We start from the raw sequence: 20870 nt of genomic DNA on the forward strand, positions 1-20870 counted from the left end.
TTTCAGTTCAGAAAATTCCTACCCGTGAAGAGTAACAAAGAAATCTGTATAGGATAAAAGAAAAATGATATTCCCTTTTATCTGCAACGGTGTTAAAATGATAACGAAAAAGTAAAATAACCGTATCTCAGAACGGCAAAATTCGGGGAGGGTTCATCATGAGAATTTTAGTAACCGGCGGCGCAGGATATATCGGAAGCCATACATGTCTGGCACTTTTAGAGCAGGGACATGAGGTCGTAGTTTTTGATAATCTCTACAATGCGTCGGAAGAGTCATTGAAAAGAGTAAAACAGCTCACAGGAAAGGATATCACATTCTACAAGGCGGATATGCTGGACCGTGATGCGATGGAAAAGATCTTTGACGCGGAGAAGATCGACGCAGTGATCCATTTCGCTGGATTAAAGGCAGTCGGCGAGTCCGTGGCAAAACCGTGGGAATATTACCACAACAATATCACCGGTACGCTGATTCTTCTCGACGTGATGAGAAAGCATGGCGTGAAGAAGATCATCTTCAGCTCCTCCGCTACCGTATACGGAGACCCGGCGTTCGTCCCGATCACCGAGGAGTGCCCGAAGGGACAGTGCACAAACCCGTATGGACAGACGAAGAGCATGCTGGAGCAGATTCTTACCGATATGCAGAAGGCAGATCCGGAGTGGAATGTGATCCTGCTCCGCTACTTCAACCCGGTTGGAGCTCATGAGAGCGGCCTGATCGGCGAGGATCCGGAGGGAATCCCGAACAACCTGACACCGTACATCACTCAGGTTGCGATCGGAAAGTTAAAAGAGGTCGGCGTATTCGGAAACGACTACGATACTCCGGACGGAACGGGCGTCCGCGATTATATCCATGTGATGGATCTTGCGGAAGGTCATGTAAAGGCGTTAAAGAAATTTGAGGACAAGCCGGCGGTATATATCTATAATCTCGGAACCGGTCACGGATACAGTGTTCTCGATGTGATCCACGCATTCTCAAAGGCGGTCGGAAAAGAGATCCCGTATGTGATCAAGCCGCGCCGCGCGGGAGATATCGCGACCTGCTATTCCGATGCGACAAAGGCGAAAGAGGAGCTCGGCTGGGAAGCAAAGAGAACACTCGATGATATGTGCCGTGATGCATGGAACTGGCAGTCCAAAAACCCGAACGGATATCGTTCATAAAAGAAAACAACAGGCGACCTGAAAATGGTCACGGATGTGAAAACTCCGGCGGAATGTCGATATTCCTGCCGGAGTTTTCTTTTTAACAGGAAATACCGATGGAACTTCCTGTTAAAAAAGGGCACTGCCTCCCTAAGATGAGTACTCGCGCGAAGAGGAAGGTTGTCGCAGGCGACCGCGCGAGACGCCCGAATGTACCTTGGCACATGCCTCCTGGTGTCAGGGTCAGAGAAAACGTGGTTGCAAACACGGATAAAAAGAAGTATACTAAACACAGTTAAAAACACACCTGCGGAATCTGCTTTTAGCGGAGTCCCTTGAATGCCTGTCAGGAGGAAATTGCGATGATAGAAGCAACGAGCTGTGGCGGTGTGGTTATATTTCGGGGCAAGATCCTGGTCCTCTATAAGAACTACAGAAATAAGTATGAAGGATGGGTTTTGCCGAAAGGAACTGTGGAAGCAGGAGAAGAGTTTAAAGAAACGGCTCTCAGAGAGGTGAAAGAGGAGACCGGGGTTCAGGCCCAGATCATCAAGTACATCGGAAAGAGCCAGTATTCATTTAACACGCCTCAGGATACCGTCGACAAGGAAGTCCACTGGTATCTGATGATGGCGGACAGTTATTACAGTAAACCACAGCGTGAAGAGTACTTCGTAGACTCCGGATATTATAAATATTATGAGGCGTACCACCTTCTGAAATTCTCAAATGAGAAGCAGATCCTGGAGAAAGCCTACCACGAATATCTGGATCTGAAAAGATGTAATCTCTGGGGCAGCAAGAAATATTTCTGATCCCGGGATCAAAACTGTGTCATGCAGAATTTTCGGTCAGGAAGATTCCTGACCGTGAAAAGCAACCGGCAAAACCTCTGGAAACAGAGGTTTTTGCTGTATATGAAGACCGGAAATCAGCAAGTGCAGCAAAACAGTACAGGGAAAGACATGAGGAGTGAGAATATGAAAATTATTGATGCACATCTTCACTTTGTGCCGGAGAATCCTTATTTTCAGGAGATCGCGGTGCGGGCGGAACATAAAAATACAGAAGAAGATTTAAGGAGAGTCTATCAGAAATACGGGATCGTCGGCGGTGTCGTTATGGGAAACCGCGGCGTTGATCCGGCGGCACATTCCTACCCGGATTTCCTGAAATACTGTGTCGGACTTGACCGGGATTTTCTGGTGAGTCAGGATAAAAAGAAGAGCCTGGACCAGGTGGAGGCAAACTTAAAGCGGGAGGACTGCGTCGGGATCAAGCTGTATCCCGGCTACAATAAAGCGTATGTGACGGATGAAGTGTATGAGCCGGTCTATGAGCTTGCAAAGGCATATAATAAGCCGGTTGCGATCCACATGGGGCAGACGGCCGGTTCCCGCGCTTACTTAAAGTACAGCCACCCGCTGACCCTGGATGAGGCAGCAGTCCGCCATCCGGATGTGACGTTCGTGATGTGCCATTTCGGAAATCCGTGGCTCATGGATGCGGCGGCTGTCGTGGAGAAAAATGAGAATGTGATGACGGATCTCTCCGGACTTCTGGAGGGAAAGATCGATTTTCCAAAGCTTTTAGAACAGCAGAGAGGATATTTTGACACGCTGAAGACCTGGATCTCCTATTGCAGCCAGTATGAGAAGTTCATGTTTGGAACCGACTGGCCGTTAGCCAATTACGGAGATTACATCGAGGTCGTAAAGTGGCTGATCCCGGAGAAAGAGTGGGAGAAAGTCTTTTACGAGAATGCAAAGAGGATCTACGGATTTTAAGAATTGCTCCGCAGACCGGCCGGTCTGAAACTCAAATCTTTGTAGTAGGATCCGAGGCAGTTTTCTTCTGTGAAATTTGGATCCTTTCCCTGTAAAACAGCAGAAACCAGTTGATCTCCGCCCCTACAAACAGAATGCAGATGGAGGCATAGAGCCACAGCATAAAAAGGATCACGGCGGTCAGACTTCCGTAGGTGACAGCGTATGAGCCGAAATACCGGAAGTAGACAGAGAATGCCAGGGAAGTGAGTGCCCAGCCTGCGGCGGAGAACATTGCACCGGGGATCTGTCCGGGGATTGAAAGCCTGCGGTGCGGAAGCGCAGTGTAAAGCGCAATAAAAAAGATCGTCAGCATGAAAAACATGACAAGACCGCGGCACAGGGAGATCGTTCCCGAGAGGTACGCCAGGGCAGGGATCCATTTTAAGAGCATTCCCTGAAGGAAGCTTCCGAAGACGAGGAGTGCGAGACTTGCCACGCACATCAGGGAAAAACAGAGCGTGTAAACGCTGCAGAGTGCCCTGCGGAGAATATAATTCCGCGGGGACGTGACCCCAAATACCCGGTTTAAGCCCTTTTCGATCCCGAGCATCCCCTTTGATGCGGACCAGATGGCTGCCAGCGCAGTCACGGAGATCAGGGCTGCCGGGGAGTCGGAGCGCAGACTGTCCAGAAGGTAGATCAGGAGTCCGCGAAAGCGGTCCGGGATCGCCGGGAGCAGAAAGCGGAGAAGGTCCGCCTCGTGGATCATAGGAGCGACCTGGATCAGGGCCAGGAGGACCATGAAAAACGGGAATGCCGCCATGATGATGAAAAATGATGCCTGTGCGGCATATACGGACATTTCGTCCGCAGAATATTTCAAATAGACCTGTCGTCCGAAGAGAAGCAGGTGGATCATAAAAGTCTTTTCCTTTTCACAACAGCCCGGGGATCCCAGGGCTGTTGTCCTTTCATATATTCATAGAGTGGAAGGCAGAAATCCCATCGGCGGAGCCGATCCGGAATGGATTTTTGCCCGTAACGGTGAGGGTACTGAACAGTTACGACGATTTTTATAAAATATTAACATGAACAGAAAAAAATAACAAGTACAGGCAAAAATGAAGAGGTCCCGTGAAGAGTTCCAGGGAAAATCTGCCGTCGTAACTGCATTGTCCGGGATTTTCAGCTCGGAAAATTCTGATCCGCGAAAAGTAATAATTCTGCCTGCATATGGTAAAAATGGGGGGATCCTGTCAGAAACCGGAAAAACAAAAGGAGCATTGTCGACAAAAACAGGGAAAAAACGGACACAAAACGGTTCTGAAATACGTTCTGATTACATACAAATATACGGTAAAAGCTGTATAGCGGAAAAAACAATCAAAAAGGAGAAAATACTATGACAGAAAAAGGAATGGAGAACAACAAAGTAACCGTAATCGGAACGATCGTTTCAGGATTCACATTCAGTCATGCAGTGTTCGGGGAAGGATTCTATCTGGTGGATCTTCTCGTAAATCGTTTGAGTGAGCAGGCGGACACGATCCCGCTTATGATATCAGAACGTCTGATCGATGTGACGAAAGATTACCGGGGCTGTACAATGGAAGCTTCCGGACAGTTCCGCTCCTACAACCGCCATGAGGGGACGAAAAACCGTCTGGTCCTGTCTGTGTTTGTCAGAGAAGTCCGTTTCATGGAGGAGTTCACGGATTATACGAAGACGAACCAGATCTTCCTGGACGGGTACATATGCAAGGAGCCGGTCTACCGGAAGACCCCGCTCGGAAGAGAGATCGCGGATCTTCTCGTGGCAGTGAACCGGCCGTACGGAAAATCTGACTATATCCCGTGCATCGCCTGGGGCAGGAACGCGAGATATGCATCCGGATTCGGCGTCGGAACAAGGATCCTGATCTGGGGGCGTGTCCAGAGCAGGGAGTACACAAAAAAAGTCAGTGATACAGAGTGCGAGAAACGCGTGGCGTACGAGGTATCCGTGAGCAAACTGGAATGCGCGGAACACGCAGAAGTGTAGAAGATCCTGCTGCAGTGCACGGGTATGGAGTGTCCGTGTACTGCAGCATACTGCCGTCCGGATCCCGCCGGCATACAGGCAAATCTCTTGCAAACGGAAGTAAGGTGTGATAATATAGCATAGCAGAAGCCTTGAAAAGCTTCAGCGAATGGTATACACAAAGAGAGGGAATGATCATGGCAAGTGGCAGAGTCCGTGTGATCTGCGGAGCGGGTAACGGAAAGTCCGCATCGGCGCTTGGATACGCAATGATGGGAGTTTTCCGCGGAAAAAGGGTCATTATGGTACAGTTCCTGAAAGGAATGATCGGAGAGGAAGCGGCGGACGTTTTAAAACGTCTGGAGCCGGATCTGAAATTTTTCTGCTTCGAACATTCAAAGGAACGGTTTGAGGACCTTCCGGAGGAGCAGAAGCACGAGGAACTGATGAATCTGCGAAACGGCTTCAATTTCGCGAAAAAGGTAATGACAACGGGGGAGTGTGACGTTCTGATCCTGGATGAGATCCTTGGGATCGTGGACCAGGGGATCATCTCAGCCGAAGAATTCCGGAGTTTCCTTGAGGCAAGAGATGAGGAGACCGATCTGGTCATGACCGGGCGTGTGTGTCCGGAGGGAATCGAGAAGTATGTGGATGAAATTTCTGTAGTTTCCATAGGAAAGAATTTACGGATTTCACAGGCAGAAAACATAGACATTGACAATCATCAGGAATGATGATACCATAAATGATAAGTAGAGGTCGCGCCTGACATGAGTAGACCGGCAGATAGAGGGAAATGGCTGCCGGAGAAAAGGGGAGGGCGCCGAAGAGACAGGAAAATAAGTCCCTAGGGTTCCCGTTTCTGGGCATGCGGTGAAGAATCGTATGACTGTCATCTTTAGAAAAAGATGGAGGGCTGCTTAATCTGGAAGATCCGGGAGCTGACATCTTATTTGATCTCAGCTCCTTTTCTTTTGACATGATATTTTACATAATAAAGAGGAGGACGCAGTATGGCTATTTTTGAAGGAGCCGGCGTAGCGCTTGTAACGCCATTTAAGGAAAATGGATCAGTAAATTATGAGGTACTGGAAAGCCTGATCGAGGAACAGATCGCAGGCGGAACTGATTGTATCGTAGCGATGGGAACCACAGGCGAGTCCGCGACAACATCCGAGGAGGAGCACATCCAGGTGATCCGTTTCGTATGCGAAGTCGTAAACGGAAGGATTCCGGTCGTTGCCGGAACAGGATCCAATTGTACGCAGACAGCGGTTGAACTTTCCGTTGAGGCTGAGGAAGCTGGTGCGGACGGTGTCCTGTTAGTCTCCCCGTACTACAATAAAGCGACACAGAATGGCTTAAAGGCACATTTCACAAAGATCGCAAACTCCATCAAGATCCCGGCGATCCTCTATAACGTACCGAGCCGTACCGGCGTCAACATCGCTCCGGAGACCATCGTTGATCTCTGCAAGAATGTCGAGAATATCGTCGGAGTCAAGGAAGCGAGCGGAAACTTCTCCGCAGTTGCGAAGATCCTCCAGCTTTCCGGCGGATATGTGGATGTATATTCCGGAAATGATGACCAGGTCGTTCCGATGCTGGCGCTCGGCGCAAAGGGCGTGATCTCCGTTCTCTCCAACGTTGCTCCGAAGCAGACCCACGATATATGTGCAGAATTCTTCAAAGGCAATGTGGAAGCCAGCAGACGAATCCAGTTAAAGGCTCTTCCGCTGATCGAAGCTCTGTTCTCTGAGGTAAACCCGATCCCGGTAAAGGCAGCGTTAAACTTAATGGGTAAGAATGTCGGCGAGCCGAGACTTCCGCTTACAGTGATGGAGCCGCAGCACCAGGAAGTATTAAAGAAGGCAATGCAGGATTTCGGTATCCTGTAGGAAACGATAGGAAAAAAGCCGCGGCGGAGCTGCAGCATGGCGGCGCACTGCCGGTCGGTTTCAGATGAGGAGAAAACAATGATCAGAGCAATTATGAATGGATGCCACGGTGTGATGGGACATGTGATCACGGATATTATCTCAAAGGATGACGCGATCGAGATCGTCGCAGGCGTGGATATGAACACAGAAACTTACGCAGGATATCCGGTATTCAAATCTCTCGCTGAGTGCCCGGAGGCCGATGTCATCATCGACTTCTCCACAGCGAAAGCGGTTGACGGACTCCTGGATTACTGTGAGGAGAAGAAGGTTCCGGTCGTTTTATGTACCACAGGACTTTCTGAGGATCAGTTAAACCATGTAAAAGAGGCGAGCAAAGTGGACGCAGTCCTTCGCTCTGCAAATATGTCCATCGGGATCAATCTTCTCATGAAGACATTAAAAGAGGTTGCCCCGGTCCTTGCGGCAGCAGGATTTGATATCGAGATCCTGGAGAAGCACCACAACCGTAAGATCGACGCGCCGAGCGGAACAGCCATCGCTCTTGCAGACGCTATCAATGAGAGTCTTGACAATACCTACCACTATAAATATGACCGTTCCTCCGAGCGTGTCGCAAGAGATCCGAAGGAGATCGGGATCCAGGCTATGCGCGGCGGCACCATCGTCGGCGAGCATGATATCATGTTCGCAGGCCGCGATGAAGTCATCACCTTCACACACACCGCTTACTCCCGCGAGATCTTCGCAAAGGGCGCTGTGGAGGCTGCGAAATTCCTCGCAGGAAAACCGGCAGGACTTTACGATATGTCCGACGTGATTGGTTAATATCCGTTTTTTTCCAAAATACTTCTCCTTTCTATGGCACATAATAGCCGTAGAAAGGAGATTATTTTTTATGGGAAAAATCAGATGGATCAGAGTATGTGTGCTTCTTGTGATGACCGTGACCGTCATGACAGCATGCGGAAGAAAGAACGGAAATAATATGACCACGGCTCCGGATACGGGAAGCGCCGGAGCGGGAACGACCATGGAGAGCCGGACCGATGGCACGAACCAGAGTACGAACGCCCCGTCCCAGACGGCCGGCGAGAGCGGAGGAGTCCTGAGGGACATGGTAGATGATGTGGGAGACGGCATCAATAACCTGACGGACGATGTGACCGGCATGTCGGGGACCACCGCGGCGGGAGCGGAGAGCAGCGCGCGGGAGACAACCCGGGCAGACTAAGAGGGAACGCGAAACCGTTGCAGTACACGAGCGTCCCATGCCCGTGTACTGCAACATGTTTCTGCCGATGCTCTGCATTCCGGACCGGCATGTCGGGAACCAATGCGACGGTATCATGCGGCATTTTCCGGCCGGAAAATTCCCGCCCGTGTGCAGGAATGTGAAATACCGCAGTATGATCCTGCGGGCCATTTTTCAGTTGAGAAAATGCGGGAAAAAAGATATAATAAGAATGCATATTGAAAAACTACATAGGAAACCGTGAAACTGTGAAAACGAACCCTAAAAAATCCTGAAAGGAGGGAACGCTATCCGCTATCTGTATCGTCCATACCATCCGTGGAGACACGGATACCGAAGGGAAAAGATAAGAAAAGCCGCCGTAAAGACTGCAAGGATCCTTTTGCTGCTGGAGCTTCTCTGGTTCGCATACTCGTATGCGAGATCCGGGATGACGGAGAAGACCTTCCTGGTGCCGGAGCTGGAGGCAGGACACTCCGGGGAATCTGTCTCTGAGACGGAAGGGGAAATTTATGGTATCGGGATCGAAAAAGGAGCCGGAAATTTGTTCTGGTTTCACAAAGAAGTCCATAGGACGCCCGGAAACTGAACTTTTTCTTGATTTTCCATATGGTATGTATTATAATTTCTACTGAAACACTGCTGTTTTATCGTAAAAACTTATAAATCAGAGGATGAAAAGCATTTATGGAGAAATCACTTACTTTAGACTGGGGAACAGATGAGCTGCACGAGGAGTGCGGCGTTTTCGGAATGTACGATCTGGACGGAAATGATGTTGCGTCTACCATTTACTACGGATTGTTCGCTTTACAGCACCGCGGACAGGAGAGCTGCGGAATCGCGGTGAGCGATACATACGGACCGAAAGGTGTTGTCAATGCCTGTAAGGGGATGGGACTCTGCAACGAAGTCTTCACGTCAGAGAAACTGGAAAAATTAAAGGGAAATATCGGCGTCGGTCATGTCCGGTATTCCACGGCCGGGAGCAGTACGATCGAGAATACCCAGCCACTCGTTTTAAACTATGTGAAGGGAACTTTAGCGCTGGCGCACAACGGAAACCTTGTCAATGCGCCGGAGCTCCGCAGAGAGCTCGCTTACGACGGAGCGATTTTCCAGACCACGATCGACTCCGAGGTCATTGCTTACCACATCGCGAGAGAGCGCTGCAAGGTGGGAACTGCTGAGGAAGCCGTGGCAAACGCTATGAAGAAGATCAAGGGTGCCTACTCCCTTGTGATCTCCAGCCCGAGAAAGCTGATCGGCGCCCGTGACCCGCAGGGCTTCAAGCCGCTCTGCATCGGTAAGCGTGATAATGCCTATATCCTGACCTCCGAGACATGCGCGCTGGATACCATCGGTGCGACCTTTGTCCGCGACGTACTTCCGGGCGAGATCGTGACGATCAATAAGGATGGCATCAAGTCCAACCTCGCGATGCATGACCCGAAAAAAGAGGCGAGATGTATTTTTGAATATATTTACTTTGCAAGACCGGACAGCGTCTTTGACGGCGTCGGCGTCTACCACTCCAGGATCTATGCGGGCCGCTGCCTTGCGAAGGATTCCCCAGTGGACGCAGATATCGTTGTCGGCGTTCCGGAGTCCGGAAATGCTGCCGCCCTCGGATATTCCATGGAATCCGGAATTCCGTATGCGATGGCGTTTGTAAAGAACTCCTATGTCGGAAGAACCTTCATCAAACCTGGACAGAGCAGCCGTGAGTCTGCAGTCCGGATCAAACTGAACGTCTTAAAAGAGGCCGTGGAAGGAAAGCGCGTCGTTATGATCGACGATTCCATCGTCCGCGGAACGACCAGCAACCTGATCGTGGATATGCTGCGTGAGGCAGGGGCGAAGGAAGTCCATATGCGGATCTCCGCGCCGCCGTTCCTTTACCCGTGCTACTTCGGAACCGATATTCCGTCCAGCGAACAGCTCATCGCCCACAACCGTACCGTGGATGAGATCTGCAAGGTGATCGGAGCAGATTCTTTAGCTTACTTAAAGATGGAGCGCTTGAAAGAAATGGCAAACGGACTTCCGATCTGTACGGCATGCTTTTCCGGAGAGTATCCGGTGGATCCGCCGGAAGAAGATATCCGCGGAAGTTATGAGAAATAACAAGGGGAATCTTAATGTTCCACAAAGCCCCGCAGTTAGCTGAAGATTCGTGAAAGTATATTGAACTACAAAAACATTGAATTAGAAAAGAGGATTTTGTCATGAACGACAGATACCAGAGCCCGCTCTCTGAGCGCTACGCAAGCAGGGAAATGCAGTATATTTTCTCCCCGGAGAAGAAATTCCGCACATGGAGAAAATTATGGATCGCATTAGCTGAGACAGAAAAAGAACTCGGTCTTCCGATCACAGATGAGCAGATCGAAGAGTTAAAAGCCCATGCCGAGGATATCAACTTCGAGGAGGCAAAGGCGAGAGAGAAGCTTGTCCGCCATGATGTCATGTCCCATGTATACGCTTACGGACTCCAGTGCCCGAAGGCAAAGGGGATCATCCATCTGGGTGCAACTTCCTGCTACGTCGGCGACAATACAGACATCATTCTTATGACAGAGGCGTTAAAGCTCGTCAGAAAGAAACTTATCAACGTGATGAAAGAACTTTCCGACTTTGCGGATAAATATAAAGAACTTCCGACACTGGCCTTCACACACTTCCAGCCGGCGCAGCCGACAACGGTCGGAAAGCGTGCGACCTTATGGCTGCAGGAACTCTGCCTTGACCTTGAGGATCTTGACCATGTGATCGGTTCCATGAAATTACTTGGTTCCAAGGGAACGACAGGTACCCAGGCAAGCTTCTTAGAGCTCTTTGACGGAGATCATGAGAAGTGCCGCGAGGCAGACAGACGGATCGCCGCAAAGATGGGATTCTCCCAGTGCTACCCGGTATCCGGTCAGACATATTCCAGAAAGATCGACAGCCGTGTGCTTTCCGTTCTTGCCGGAATCGCCCAGAGCGCCCATAAATTCTCCAACGACATCCGTCTTCTCCAGCACTTAAAAGAAGTGGAAGAGCCGTTTGAGAAGAACCAGATCGGATCTTCCGCGATGGCATATAAGAGAAACCCGATGAGAAGTGAGCGTATCGCTTCCTTAGCGAACTATGTGATGTCCGATATGATGAACCCGATGCTCGTCGCTTCCACCCAGTGGTTTGAGCGTACCCTTGATGACTCTGCGAACAAGCGTCTTTCCATTCCGGAAGGATTCTTAGCGATCGACGGCATCCTGGACCTCTACTTAAACGTTGTCGACGGTCTTGTGGTATATCCGAAGGTGATCGAGAAGCACTTAATGGCAGAGCTTCCGTTTATGGCGACCGAGAATATCATGATGGATGCGGTAAAAGCCGGCGGAGACAGACAGGAGCTCCATGAGCGCATCCGTGAGCTCTCCATGGAGGCAGGAAAGAACGTCAAAGTGGAAGGAAAGGACAACAATCTCTTAGAGCTTATCGCTGCAGATCCGTCCTTCAATTTAAGCCTCGACGAGTTAAAGAAGACTATGGATCCGAAGAAGTATGTCGGCCGCGCACCGAGACAGGTTGATGAGTTCCTTGATGAGGTTGTCCGCCCGATCTTAAAGGAAAATGCGGATCTTCTCGGAGTAAAAGCGGAGATCAATGTATAATGGAACATGCGAGCAGCATCAGTACAGAATATTATAAAGTATTTTATTATGTAGGGCGCCTCGGCAGCATTACCGCTGCAGCAGAGGCGCTCTGCATTTCCCAGCCTGCGGCGAGCCAGGCGGTCAAACAGCTGGAGAAGGCGTTGAACACGAAACTTTTCCTGCGGACCCAGAAAGGCGTAAAACTGACCACGGAGGGAAAACTCCTGTATCCTTATGTGGAGCGCGGGATGGAAAACATCCTGGACGGCGAGGAGATGTTAAAGCGCCTCGTGGATATGGACATGGGAGAGGTGCGGATCGGCGCGAGCGATATGACACTGCAGTTCTACCTGCTTCCGTACCTGGAGACCTTCCACGAGCGATATCCGAATATCAAGGTCATGGTCTCCAATGCGCCGACACCGGAGACGATCGAGTCTCTGTACGAGGGAAAGATCGATTTCGGCGTTGTGAGCACGCCGTTTGACGCGAGACCGGAGGTGGAAGCCTTTGAGGTGAAGAAGATCCGGAATACCTTTGTCGCCGGAAACAAGTTCTGGACGCTGAAGGGAAAGCGGATGGAGTACGGGGAACTGGAGCATCTGCCCTGTATTTTCCTTGAAAAGGATACGAGTACGAGAAAGTTCATGGATCGCTTCCTGGAAAAGCGCGGGATCGTCCTGGAACCGGAGTTTGAGCTCGCCACCAGTGATATGATCGTCCAGTTCGCGATCCGGAACATGGGGATCGGCTGCGTGATGGAGGAATTCGCGAAGGAGAAGATCGAGAGCGGAGAACTCTTTGAGCTTGCCTTCCGGGAGATGATGCCGGAGCGCGAGATCTGCGTCGTGACGGACCGGAAGGTACCGATCTCACCGGCTGGAGAGCGGTTTTTAGAAGTGCTGAGGGAACGTCGGGGGTGACGGATCCGGCCGTGTATAGCAATGCATAAGCTACTATTATGGACTTCATAATAAATATTGACTTTACTTATGGAGATTTTTGTTGTAAACTATGAAAGTGTCATGAATATGACAGCTACAACTGCGTAAGACGCCGGGATGCGCAAAGTGCATTCCGTTTGAACGTCCAAAGGAGGATATTAGAACATGGTTAGAGCAATCGTAGGCGCCAACTGGGGCGACGAGGGAAAAGGCAAGATCACAGATATGCTGGCAAAGGAATCCGACATTATCGTTCGTTTCCAGGGCGGCAGCAACGCTGGTCACACCATCATCAACAATTACGGAAAATTTGCCCTTCACCTGCTTCCGTCCGGTGTTTTCTACAATCATACGACAAGCATCATCGGAAACGGTGTGGCATTAAACATCCCGTTCCTTGTAAAAGAGTTAAATGACCTGACAAGCCAGGGAGTTCCGATGCCGAAGATCCTTGTCTCCGACAGAGCACAGATCTTAATGCCGTATCACATCTTATTTGATACTTACGAGGAAGCGCGTCTGGCTGGTAAGTCTTTCGGCTCCACAAAGTCCGGAATTGCTCCGTTCTATTCTGATAAATATGCAAAGATCGGTTTCCAGGTCAACGAGTTATTCGGCGACGAGAAGGAACTGATGGACAAGATTGAGAATGTCTGCACACTGAAAAATGTAATGTTAGAGCATTTATATCATCAGCCGGCTCTTGATCCGAAGGAGATCTTCAATACTCTTATGGAGTACAAAGAGATGGTCGCTCCGTATGTATGCGATACATCCAAGTATCTCCGCGATGCGATCAAGGAAGGAAAGAATATCCTCTTAGAGGGTCAGCTCGGTTCCTTAAAGGATCCGGATCACGGAATCTACCCGATGGTTACATCTTCTTCCACACTGGCTGCTTACGGCGCGATCGGCGCAGGTATCCCGCCGTATGAGATCAAGAACATCACAACGGTTGTTAAGGCTTACTCCAGTGCGGTTGGCGCAGGCGCATTCGTCAGCGAGATCTTCGGAGACGAGGCAGACGAGTTAAGAAGACGCGGCGGCGACGGCGGTGAGTTCGGTGCGACAACAGGACGTCCGAGAAGAATGGGATGGTTCGATGCTGTTGCTACAAGATACGGCGTTCAGATCCAGGGTTCCACAGAGGTTGCCCTCACGGTTCTCGACGTTTTAGGATATCTTGACGAGCTTCATATCTGTGTAGGCTACGAGATCGACGGAAAGGTAACAAAAGACTTCCCGACAACTCCGGAGCTTGAGAAGGCAAAACCGGTATACAAGACTCTTCCGGGCTGGAAGTGCGAGATCCGCGGAATCAAGAACTACGAGGATCTTCCGGAGAACTGCAAGAAGTATATCGAGACGATCGAGGAAGAGATCGGAGTGCCGATCACCATGGTTTCCAACGGACCGGGAAGAGACGAGATCATCATGAGAAAGTAATCCTGATCGATGACCGGAAACAGCAGCGGAACATCGCTGCCGGAAACGGATATCGGATGCAGGGATCAGAGATACAAACAAGTGGAAAAAGCGGTAAATCTATGTCAGAAATGACAAAATTTGCCGCTTTTTTCTTAATTTTTCATAAATCCTGCCATCCTCCAGTTCTTAGCGCTTGCGTTCTCAAAAAAATCCCTGTATAATGGCATTAGTTGATAAAAACCCATGAAGGAGTGGATTGAAAATGAAATTAAAGAAAGTTATGCTTATGGCAGCGCTCGCTGCAGCGATCGGCAGTGTAAATATGGTGACTGCATTTGCAGATGAGACTGCTTCCGGAGAAACAAAGTACGGCTGGGAGAGTGACGCAAAAAACAACTGGCGCTATTATGACAAGGACGGAAACCTCGCAAGCGGATGGATCAAATCCGAAGAGGGAGACGGACGCGGAAATGAAGTATGGTACTATATCGATCCGGCAACCCACATTATGGTCTCCAACACCACAAGAAACATTGATGGCGTTGATTATACATTTGGTGACGATGGAAGCTGGGTAGCGCCGAGAACAACTGCTCCGAAGGGACATATCACAGGAGGAAGATATTACAATACCTGGTCGAACCTCTGCATCCCGCAGATCATCGGAACAACGGAGACAAAAGAAGATGTCGGTGACGACTATATCGGTAGCGAATATAATGCGATCGGAAACCCGTACCGCACACAGGATCTCTGCATGAGCACAGATAACGGTGATGTTGAGATCTACTATCTCGATATGAAGAATAAACAGGATATGGATGCACAGACATTTGTAAATACACTTGTCGGTATTGAGAAAGCACAGAAAGGCCAGGCAACGCAGGCTGCTGCTGTGACGATCGCAAATCAGCAGTATTACAAAGCGTCAGTAACCGGAAAGAAGACAACAAGCACTTACTACTGCCGGAAACAGGATGGATATATGGTTGTGATCTATACCAACGGAAGGATCAAAAATGCAAGTGCTCTTGACAGCATTGTCATGAATATTACAACTGCACAGTAACAGGATCAAACGTGTCATTTGCACGATGCCCCCGGGTCTGATGGCTCCGGGGGTCTTTTTATAGACTCTTTGTAACTATTCAGTAGGTCTGCGCACTTGCTGCGCTGACCGTAATAAAACATGGGACGGAAGGCAAAAATCCCATCGGCGAAGCCGATCTGGAATGGATTTTTGCTCGTAACTGTGAGGGTACTGAACAGTTACGACTCTTTTATGGATTCAGGGGGATGGGAATGGTCTTACAATCGATAAAAAGTATTTTTGCACTGTTGATATTGATCGGACTGGGCTTCTATTTCGCCGGAAAGAAATGGTTCGGAAAAAACGGAATGGATTTTCTTTCTAAATTTACGGTGGAGGCGACGCTCCCGTTCTATATGTTTTATAATATCTATCGAGACCTGGAAAGCCGGGAACGCCTTCTGTTCCTGATCACAAAGGTGCCGTATGTGTTTGCGTTGATCTTAATGTGCGTCTGTTTAGCGGCAGTGACGGCAAAGGTGTGCCGCATCAGGGAGGACAGGCGGGATACTTTTATCGTGGCAGCGGGTTTCCCGAATGTCGTCTTTATCGGATTTCCTGTGATCCAGGCGCTCTGGGGAGAGGGGATCACTTCCGTCGGCGCGATCTATTATATCGCGAGCACAGTCCTCTTCTGGACGCTGGGGATCAGTCTGCTGCAGCGGGGAGAAAAAAACGGCAAGAGTGCGAGATGGGCGCAGAATATCAAAAATCTGTTTTGCCCGACGGTCGTAGGAATGTTTCTTGGAATGGCAGCAGTCTTTTTCAGGATCGAAGTCCCTGATTTTATCCTGAAACCGCTGTCCATGATCAGCGGGGTCACATCCCCGTTGGCACTTGTGTTTATCGGAAGCGTGATCCGGAACATGGAACCATCATCGATCAGGATCGGAAAAGATATCGTTGTGGCGGTCCTTATGCGGTTTATCATGGTGCCGGCGACCGCCGTTGTGTTCCTCAGGCTCCTGCCGGTGACACAGGAGATGAGAGAGGTATTCTTCATGCTGACCGTGATGCCGGCGATGGCACAAATGGGGATCATGGCGCGGGAGTATGACAGGGACTATGAGTTTGCCTGTACCGTCATCACTGTGACAACCGTGATCAGCATGGTGACGATCCCGGTGTACATGTACCTGATGCAGACGTTTGTAATCTTCGGATAGAGGTTCGGAACAGGATCCGCAGTCACAGCATAAAATATCCGGAATGAATCTGTCTGCGATGGAATCTGCGTCAGATCGTGATGATGTGGGATCCGGCGTGTAAGTTTCGCCGGCGTGAGACAGGCAGGGGACAGAGGAGATGCGGCACGGCGGATATGGAAGATCAGAAGGCTGAAAATCTCTTAAATCTGGCACTTTCCGTTCCGGAGGAGACGAGAGAGCGGACAAAGGAGCTGAATATTGGATATGACAGGGCGGACCGGACCTGGGAGATCATCGTGAAATACCACGGGGATCTTGCGTCTGTGCTGAGAGAAAAATTCCCAACTGTTTCGGGGACATATCTTTTAAATGATTTTGCGATCCTCCGGATCCCGGAGCGGGATGTCCCGGGAGTGATTGCACTTCGGGAAATTGAATATGCGGAGAAACCAAAGAGGCTGTTCTTTGCCCTGAACCGGGCGAGAGCGGCCTCCTGCTTTCTTCCGGCACAGAGCGGAAATGAGGGACTCACAGGAAGAGGCGTTCTGGTGGCAGTGATCGACTCCGGGATTGATCTGTTTCACGAGGATTTCCGGAATGAAGATGGAACTACGAGAATTTTGTATCTGGACGATCAGGTCACCGGGAAGGCATATGAAAAGGCGGAAATCGATGAGCTGCTCCGCGGGGAGAAAACACCAGGAAATTTCGGAAGTCCATCGTTTGACACGAGTGGTCACGGGACAGCGGTGGCGGGGATCGCGGCCGGAAACGGGAGAGCAAGCGGCGGGCTGTACCGCGGGGCCGCATACGAGAGCGAGCTGATCGTTGTCCGCCTTGGGATCCCGGATCCGGCAGGATTTCCGAGGACGACAGAGCTGATGAGCGGGATGGATCTTGCTGTGCGAAAGGCATTGGAGCTGGGGAGACCGATGGCGGTGAACTTAAGCTTCGGAAATACATACGGGTCGCATGACGGCGGCGGACTTCTGGAGAGGTATCTCGATTCCCTGGCGCAGATGGGACGCTTCGTATTTGTGACCGGAGCGGGGAACGAGGGGGATTCTGGAGGACACGCAAGACCGGTGATCGTGCCCGGAAGGATCACGGAAGTCCGCCTTTCGGTGGGCAATTATGAAACGGGATTCGGAGTACAGATCTGGAAAAATTATGAGGACGGGATGCGGATCTTTCTGAGAGATCCGTCCGGTGACGCGGAGTTCGAACTGCTTCCGATACGTGGGACGGACCGGATCCGGATCGGGGAGACGGAGCTTCTGATCTATTACGGGGAGCCGTCCCCGTTTAATGCCGCCCAGGAGATCTACATCGAGTTCGTTCCGGAGCAGGCGTATGTGGAGAGCGGAATCTGGATTTTCCGGTTTCTCGGAAAGGGGCGGGAAGATACATATGTGGATCTCTGGCTTCCGTCATCCGCCGCACTCGGGCAGAATACGGCTTTTCTCGAACCGTCGCCGGAGACGACGCTCACGATCCCGTCCACGGCGTTCCGTCCGCTCACTGTCGGCGCCTACGACAGCCGGACCGGGATCTATGCCCCGTTTTCCGGCCGCGGGGACACCAGGATCTACCATGCCCAGAAGCCGGATCTCGCAGCGCCGGGCGTCGGGATCATGGCTCCGAAGAGCGGAGGCGGATATGAGGCGGTCACAGGAACGTCCTTTGCGGCGCCCCTCGTCGCCGGAGCCGCGGCGCTTCTCATGGAGTGGGGGATCGTGAGAGGGAATGACCCGTACCTTTATGGGGAGAAAGTGAAAGCGTACCTGAGGAAAGGGGCGAAACGGCTGCCGTCCGAGCTGGAGTATCCGAATCCGAGATTGGGGTATGGGGCGCTGTGTGTTTCTGAAAGTATACCGGAATGAAATGTGGAAGGAACATGAACTTTGCAAATTTCTGAAATATGACAAATTTTTCTTGAAAATACCAAATATCAGAGATATTATAGAAACATATACAAAAACGAGTCCGGAATATCGGAAATCAATGCGCAATTTTGTAGCGTGGAACGATAATCTGAATTCGACTGCTGCGTGTGAAAATGCCGGGGCGTTCGATCCGGTCATTCACACAAATAAGAGATCATGAGGAGGAAAAAGCTATGGAAGCATTGTTTCAGGCCGTAAATGCCATATGCGGGAAGATCCAGATCGTCTCAAACCTGTTCTGGGATTTTCCGACAAACTTTGACTGGTATGCGAAGATCCCGATCCTCGGGAATTTCAGTCTGGCGATCATTCTTTTAGTCGGAACGGGAATTTATTTTACATTCCGTCTGCGTTTTATCCAGGTGCGGAAATTCCGCTACGGACTCCATGTCCTGATGAGGCAGAAGAGCAGCGGAACGGGAATCTCATCCCTCGCATCATTCCTCTTGTCGACGGCGATGCGTGTCGGTCCCGGAAACATCCTGGGTGTCACCGGCGCGATCTCCACGGGCGGTCCGGGCGCTCTGTTCTGGATGTGGATCTCCGCGTTCTTCGGAATGTCGACAGCTTTCGTGGAGGCGACGCTCTCCCAGATCTTTAAAGAGCGAAAAGATGATGAGTATGTGGGCGGCCTGCCATTCTACGGAAGAAGACTTTTGAAGAATGCAGCGTGGGCAGGAGCGGCGCTCAGTGTCCTCTATATTATCTACGCGTTCCTCTGCTTCCCGGCACAGGGCTTCAACACGATCTCTGCGGTCGGCGCGATCGCGGGCGTGTTTACCGGGACCGTGATTGAGACGAATTCGTCCCTTTACTGGATCTCCTTCGCAGTTCTCATTGTTGCGACGGCGATCATCAGCTTTGGCGGGATCAAAAAAGTCACAAAGGTCACAGACCTGTTAGTTCCGGTCATGGCAGTAATCTATATCCTGACGGTTGTCCTCCTCATCGTCTTTAACATCCCGAGGATCCCGTGGTTCTTCGGAGCAGTCTTCTCAGAGGCATTCCGTCCGGAAGCAGTCTTCGGCGGAGCGTTCGGCATCGCATTAAGCCAGGGCATCAAGCGCGGCTTGATGTCAAATGAGGCAGGACAGGGAACCATCACGATGCCGGCAGCGGCAGCAGATGCGAACCATCCGTGTGATCAGGGCTGTGTCCAGGCACTCGGCGTATTCCTCGACACGATCGTGATCTGCACCCTGACAGGTTTTGTCGTTGTCATGGGAAGAATGTGGCTCACGGAGGACAGTGCGGCATGGTTTGAACTCGGGAAACTTGACCGTTTCCTGACATCATGCGGCGCACTTACCGGAAGCGGAACCATCTACCATCTTGTGACGATGCTCGTCAGCGTCTGCTTCGGATTGTTTGCGTTCACCTGCTTGGTAGGCTTTATGTCCTTCACGGAGATGTGCGCGAACCGGATCTCGACACGGCCTGCATTTATCAATACGATCCGTGTGCTCTGCCTTGTTGTCATTTCCTTCGGCGTCATCACAAATATTGCCGGCATGGATCTGAGTGCCCTCTGGGATCTCAGTGATTTTGCGAATATCCTCATGGTTTACTGCAACCTTCCGTTACAGTATATCGGATTCAAATATGTGCTTCGGGCGTGGGAACACTTTGAAAAGAATGACGGAACCGCGTTTACCTCGAAAGTTGCGGGGATCGATGTTCCAGTGTGGGATGAACACGCAGAGAAGAGAAAATAGAATATATAAAATATAGAAAGAATGCCGTCTGTTCACCCGGTAAAAACGGTGACAGGCGGCATTTTGTCATGTCTCGTCTTCCTTTGCCTCCCAGAAATCCCTCTGGACAAACCGGCACACATTTTCCACATAATCAGCGATCGTGTAGTCATCGGCCAGCTCCAGGTAGGATTTTAGCGTTGTAAGGTAAAAACTTGACATAAACGAAACATAGAGCGGCATCGCGATCTTCAGGCGGTACCCTTTGCTTTCCCCGTGCCATCCGCTCTCAGCCAGGATTTCAGCGAGATCATGCTGGATCAGGAACATCAGGGACCCGTTTTTATTTACCTGGTAGATCTTCTGGTACTGGGCAAGGTTTTCCTGCGCCTGTGAGAGCAGGAACGTCAAAAAGATCCGCAGGGAGTTCATGTTCCTGAAATATAAAAGGTCCTCCACCGGACGAAGTCCCTCAATATACATTTTGATGCAGTAGTGGAGCAGATCGTACTTATCCTCAAAATACCGGTAGAAGGTAGAGCGGGAGACCATGGATACCCGGCAGATATCCGTCAGGGAAATCTTTTCAAACGGCATTTCCGCCAGCAGATCCAGAAGCGCTTTCATCAAAAGCAGGTAGGTTCTGCGGACAGAGACATGCTCTTCCTGTATAGGCAGCTTTAACATAAAGCACAAAACTCCTTTATCCATTCCAAATTGGACAAAAACACTCAAATTGTCTCATTTGGCACAATTTTTGAAAACTGGTTCTTGAGTATTTTAACATAAACATAGATAATATTGCAAGTAAAAGGAATGAAATAAAAAAGATCCTGCTGCAGGGTGTGCGAGAAAGAAAGACAGCCGGAGCAGG

General features: G+C 50.4%; 20 protein-coding genes and 1 riboswitch. Of the genes, 18 read left to right on the top strand and 2 right to left on the bottom strand.

Annotation, left to right across the window (positions count from 1 at the left end; translation table 11 throughout):
- The first annotated feature begins 158 nt into the window (after positions 1 to 158).
- The 3 genes from galE to FN001_RS16665 all read left to right on the top strand — a co-directional run bounded on the left by galE (position 159) and on the right by FN001_RS16665 (position 2944).
- Positions 159 to 1175 carry a UDP-glucose 4-epimerase GalE gene (galE, locus tag FN001_RS16655; RefSeq protein WP_142412587.1) on the top strand — a complete coding sequence of 339 codons (1017 nt, stop codon included), beginning with the start codon at positions 159 to 161 and terminating at the stop codon, positions 1173 to 1175.
- A 344-nt stretch (positions 1176 to 1519) separates the two neighbouring features.
- Positions 1520 to 1972: an NUDIX hydrolase gene (locus FN001_RS16660; protein WP_118296753.1), complete on the top strand. Its 453-nt coding sequence runs from the start codon at positions 1520 to 1522 to the stop codon at positions 1970 to 1972.
- A gap of 165 nt (positions 1973 to 2137) precedes the next feature.
- A complete protein-coding gene (locus FN001_RS16665) occupies positions 2138 to 2944 on the top strand; it encodes an amidohydrolase family protein (RefSeq protein WP_142412588.1) in 807 nt (268 codons plus the stop codon).
- 31 nt (positions 2945 to 2975) lie between these two features.
- On the opposite strand, the gene FN001_RS16670 is transcribed toward FN001_RS16665, so the two are convergent.
- Entirely contained in the window at positions 2976 to 3845 is an 870-nt protein-coding gene (locus FN001_RS16670; protein WP_142412589.1) for a YihY/virulence factor BrkB family protein, read from the bottom strand.
- Positions 3846 to 4047: 202 nt separating this feature from the next.
- Here FN001_RS16670 and FN001_RS16675 point away from each other — a divergent pair, with 202 nt between their 5' ends.
- The 15 genes from FN001_RS16675 to FN001_RS16740 all read left to right on the top strand — a co-directional run bounded on the left by FN001_RS16675 (position 4048) and on the right by FN001_RS16740 (position 20017).
- Positions 4048 to 4332 carry a hypothetical protein gene (locus FN001_RS16675; protein ID WP_142412590.1) on the top strand — a complete coding sequence of 95 codons (285 nt, stop codon included), beginning with the start codon at positions 4048 to 4050 and terminating at the stop codon, positions 4330 to 4332.
- Positions 4329 to 4967: a single-stranded DNA-binding protein gene (locus FN001_RS16680; protein ID WP_142412591.1), complete on the top strand. Its 639-nt coding sequence runs from the start codon at positions 4329 to 4331 to the stop codon at positions 4965 to 4967. Before FN001_RS16675 ends, FN001_RS16680 begins: the two co-directional genes overlap by 4 nt.
- A 176-nt stretch (positions 4968 to 5143) precedes the next feature.
- Positions 5144 to 5683: a cob(I)yrinic acid a,c-diamide adenosyltransferase gene (locus FN001_RS16685; RefSeq protein ID WP_142412592.1), complete on the top strand. Its 540-nt coding sequence runs from the start codon at positions 5144 to 5146 to the stop codon at positions 5681 to 5683.
- Between the two features lie 11 nt (positions 5684 to 5694).
- Positions 5695 to 5876, top strand: a riboswitch (Lysine riboswitch).
- Positions 5877 to 5962: 86 nt separating this feature from the next.
- The gene (dapA, locus tag FN001_RS16690; protein WP_142412593.1) at positions 5963 to 6847 is read left to right on the top strand and encodes a 4-hydroxy-tetrahydrodipicolinate synthase; all 885 of its coding nucleotides are present in this window, start codon (positions 5963 to 5965) and stop codon (positions 6845 to 6847) included.
- A gap of 78 nt (positions 6848 to 6925) precedes the next feature.
- The gene (gene dapB / locus FN001_RS16695; protein WP_118296741.1) at positions 6926 to 7678 is read left to right on the top strand and encodes a 4-hydroxy-tetrahydrodipicolinate reductase; all 753 of its coding nucleotides are present in this window, start codon (positions 6926 to 6928) and stop codon (positions 7676 to 7678) included.
- A 70-nt stretch (positions 7679 to 7748) separates the two neighbouring features.
- Positions 7749 to 8084, top strand: coding sequence for a hypothetical protein (locus FN001_RS16700; protein ID WP_118320958.1), 336 nt, complete (start codon positions 7749 to 7751; stop codon positions 8082 to 8084).
- A 451-nt stretch (positions 8085 to 8535) separates the two neighbouring features.
- Positions 8536 to 8694 (top strand): hypothetical protein, encoded by a 159-nt coding sequence (locus tag FN001_RS18240; RefSeq protein ID WP_185911973.1) that lies wholly within the window; start codon positions 8536 to 8538, stop codon positions 8692 to 8694.
- 98 nt (positions 8695 to 8792) lie between these two features.
- Positions 8793 to 10232 carry an amidophosphoribosyltransferase gene (purF, locus tag FN001_RS16705; protein ID WP_118727744.1) on the top strand — a complete coding sequence of 480 codons (1440 nt, stop codon included), beginning with the start codon at positions 8793 to 8795 and terminating at the stop codon, positions 10230 to 10232.
- 101 nt (positions 10233 to 10333) lie between these two features.
- Positions 10334 to 11764 carry an adenylosuccinate lyase gene (purB, locus tag FN001_RS16710; RefSeq protein ID WP_118320961.1) on the top strand — a complete coding sequence of 477 codons (1431 nt, stop codon included), beginning with the start codon at positions 10334 to 10336 and terminating at the stop codon, positions 11762 to 11764.
- Complete coding sequence (locus FN001_RS16715) at positions 11764 to 12669, top strand: LysR family transcriptional regulator (RefSeq protein WP_118296729.1); 906 nt, start codon at positions 11764 to 11766, stop codon at positions 12667 to 12669. The genes purB and FN001_RS16715 overlap by 1 nt, the downstream gene beginning before the upstream one ends.
- A gap of 186 nt (positions 12670 to 12855) precedes the next feature.
- Complete coding sequence (locus tag FN001_RS16720; RefSeq protein WP_118320962.1) at positions 12856 to 14136, top strand: adenylosuccinate synthase; 1281 nt, start codon at positions 12856 to 12858, stop codon at positions 14134 to 14136.
- Positions 14137 to 14380: 244 nt separating this feature from the next.
- Entirely contained in the window at positions 14381 to 15187 is an 807-nt protein-coding gene (locus tag FN001_RS16725; RefSeq protein ID WP_142412594.1) for a hypothetical protein, read from the top strand.
- 233 nt (positions 15188 to 15420) lie between these two features.
- Positions 15421 to 16374, top strand: a complete 954-nt coding sequence (locus FN001_RS16730) for an AEC family transporter (protein WP_185911974.1) — start codon at positions 15421 to 15423, stop codon at positions 16372 to 16374.
- Positions 16375 to 16529: 155 nt separating this feature from the next.
- Positions 16530 to 18239: a S8 family peptidase gene (locus FN001_RS16735; protein ID WP_142412596.1), complete on the top strand. Its 1710-nt coding sequence runs from the start codon at positions 16530 to 16532 to the stop codon at positions 18237 to 18239.
- Between the two features lie 236 nt (positions 18240 to 18475).
- Positions 18476 to 20017 carry an alanine/glycine:cation symporter family protein gene (locus FN001_RS16740; RefSeq protein ID WP_142412597.1) on the top strand — a complete coding sequence of 514 codons (1542 nt, stop codon included), beginning with the start codon at positions 18476 to 18478 and terminating at the stop codon, positions 20015 to 20017.
- A gap of 66 nt (positions 20018 to 20083) precedes the next feature.
- Here FN001_RS16740 and FN001_RS16745 read toward each other — a convergent pair whose 3' ends face one another.
- A complete protein-coding gene (locus tag FN001_RS16745) occupies positions 20084 to 20683 on the bottom strand; it encodes a TetR/AcrR family transcriptional regulator (RefSeq protein ID WP_182426803.1) in 600 nt (199 codons plus the stop codon).
- Positions 20684 to 20870: the final 187 nt, after the last annotated feature.

It is taken from the genome of Clostridium sp. Marseille-P7770 (assembly GCF_902143525.1).
Taxonomy (GTDB): domain Bacteria; phylum Bacillota; class Clostridia; order Lachnospirales; family Lachnospiraceae; genus Pilosibacter.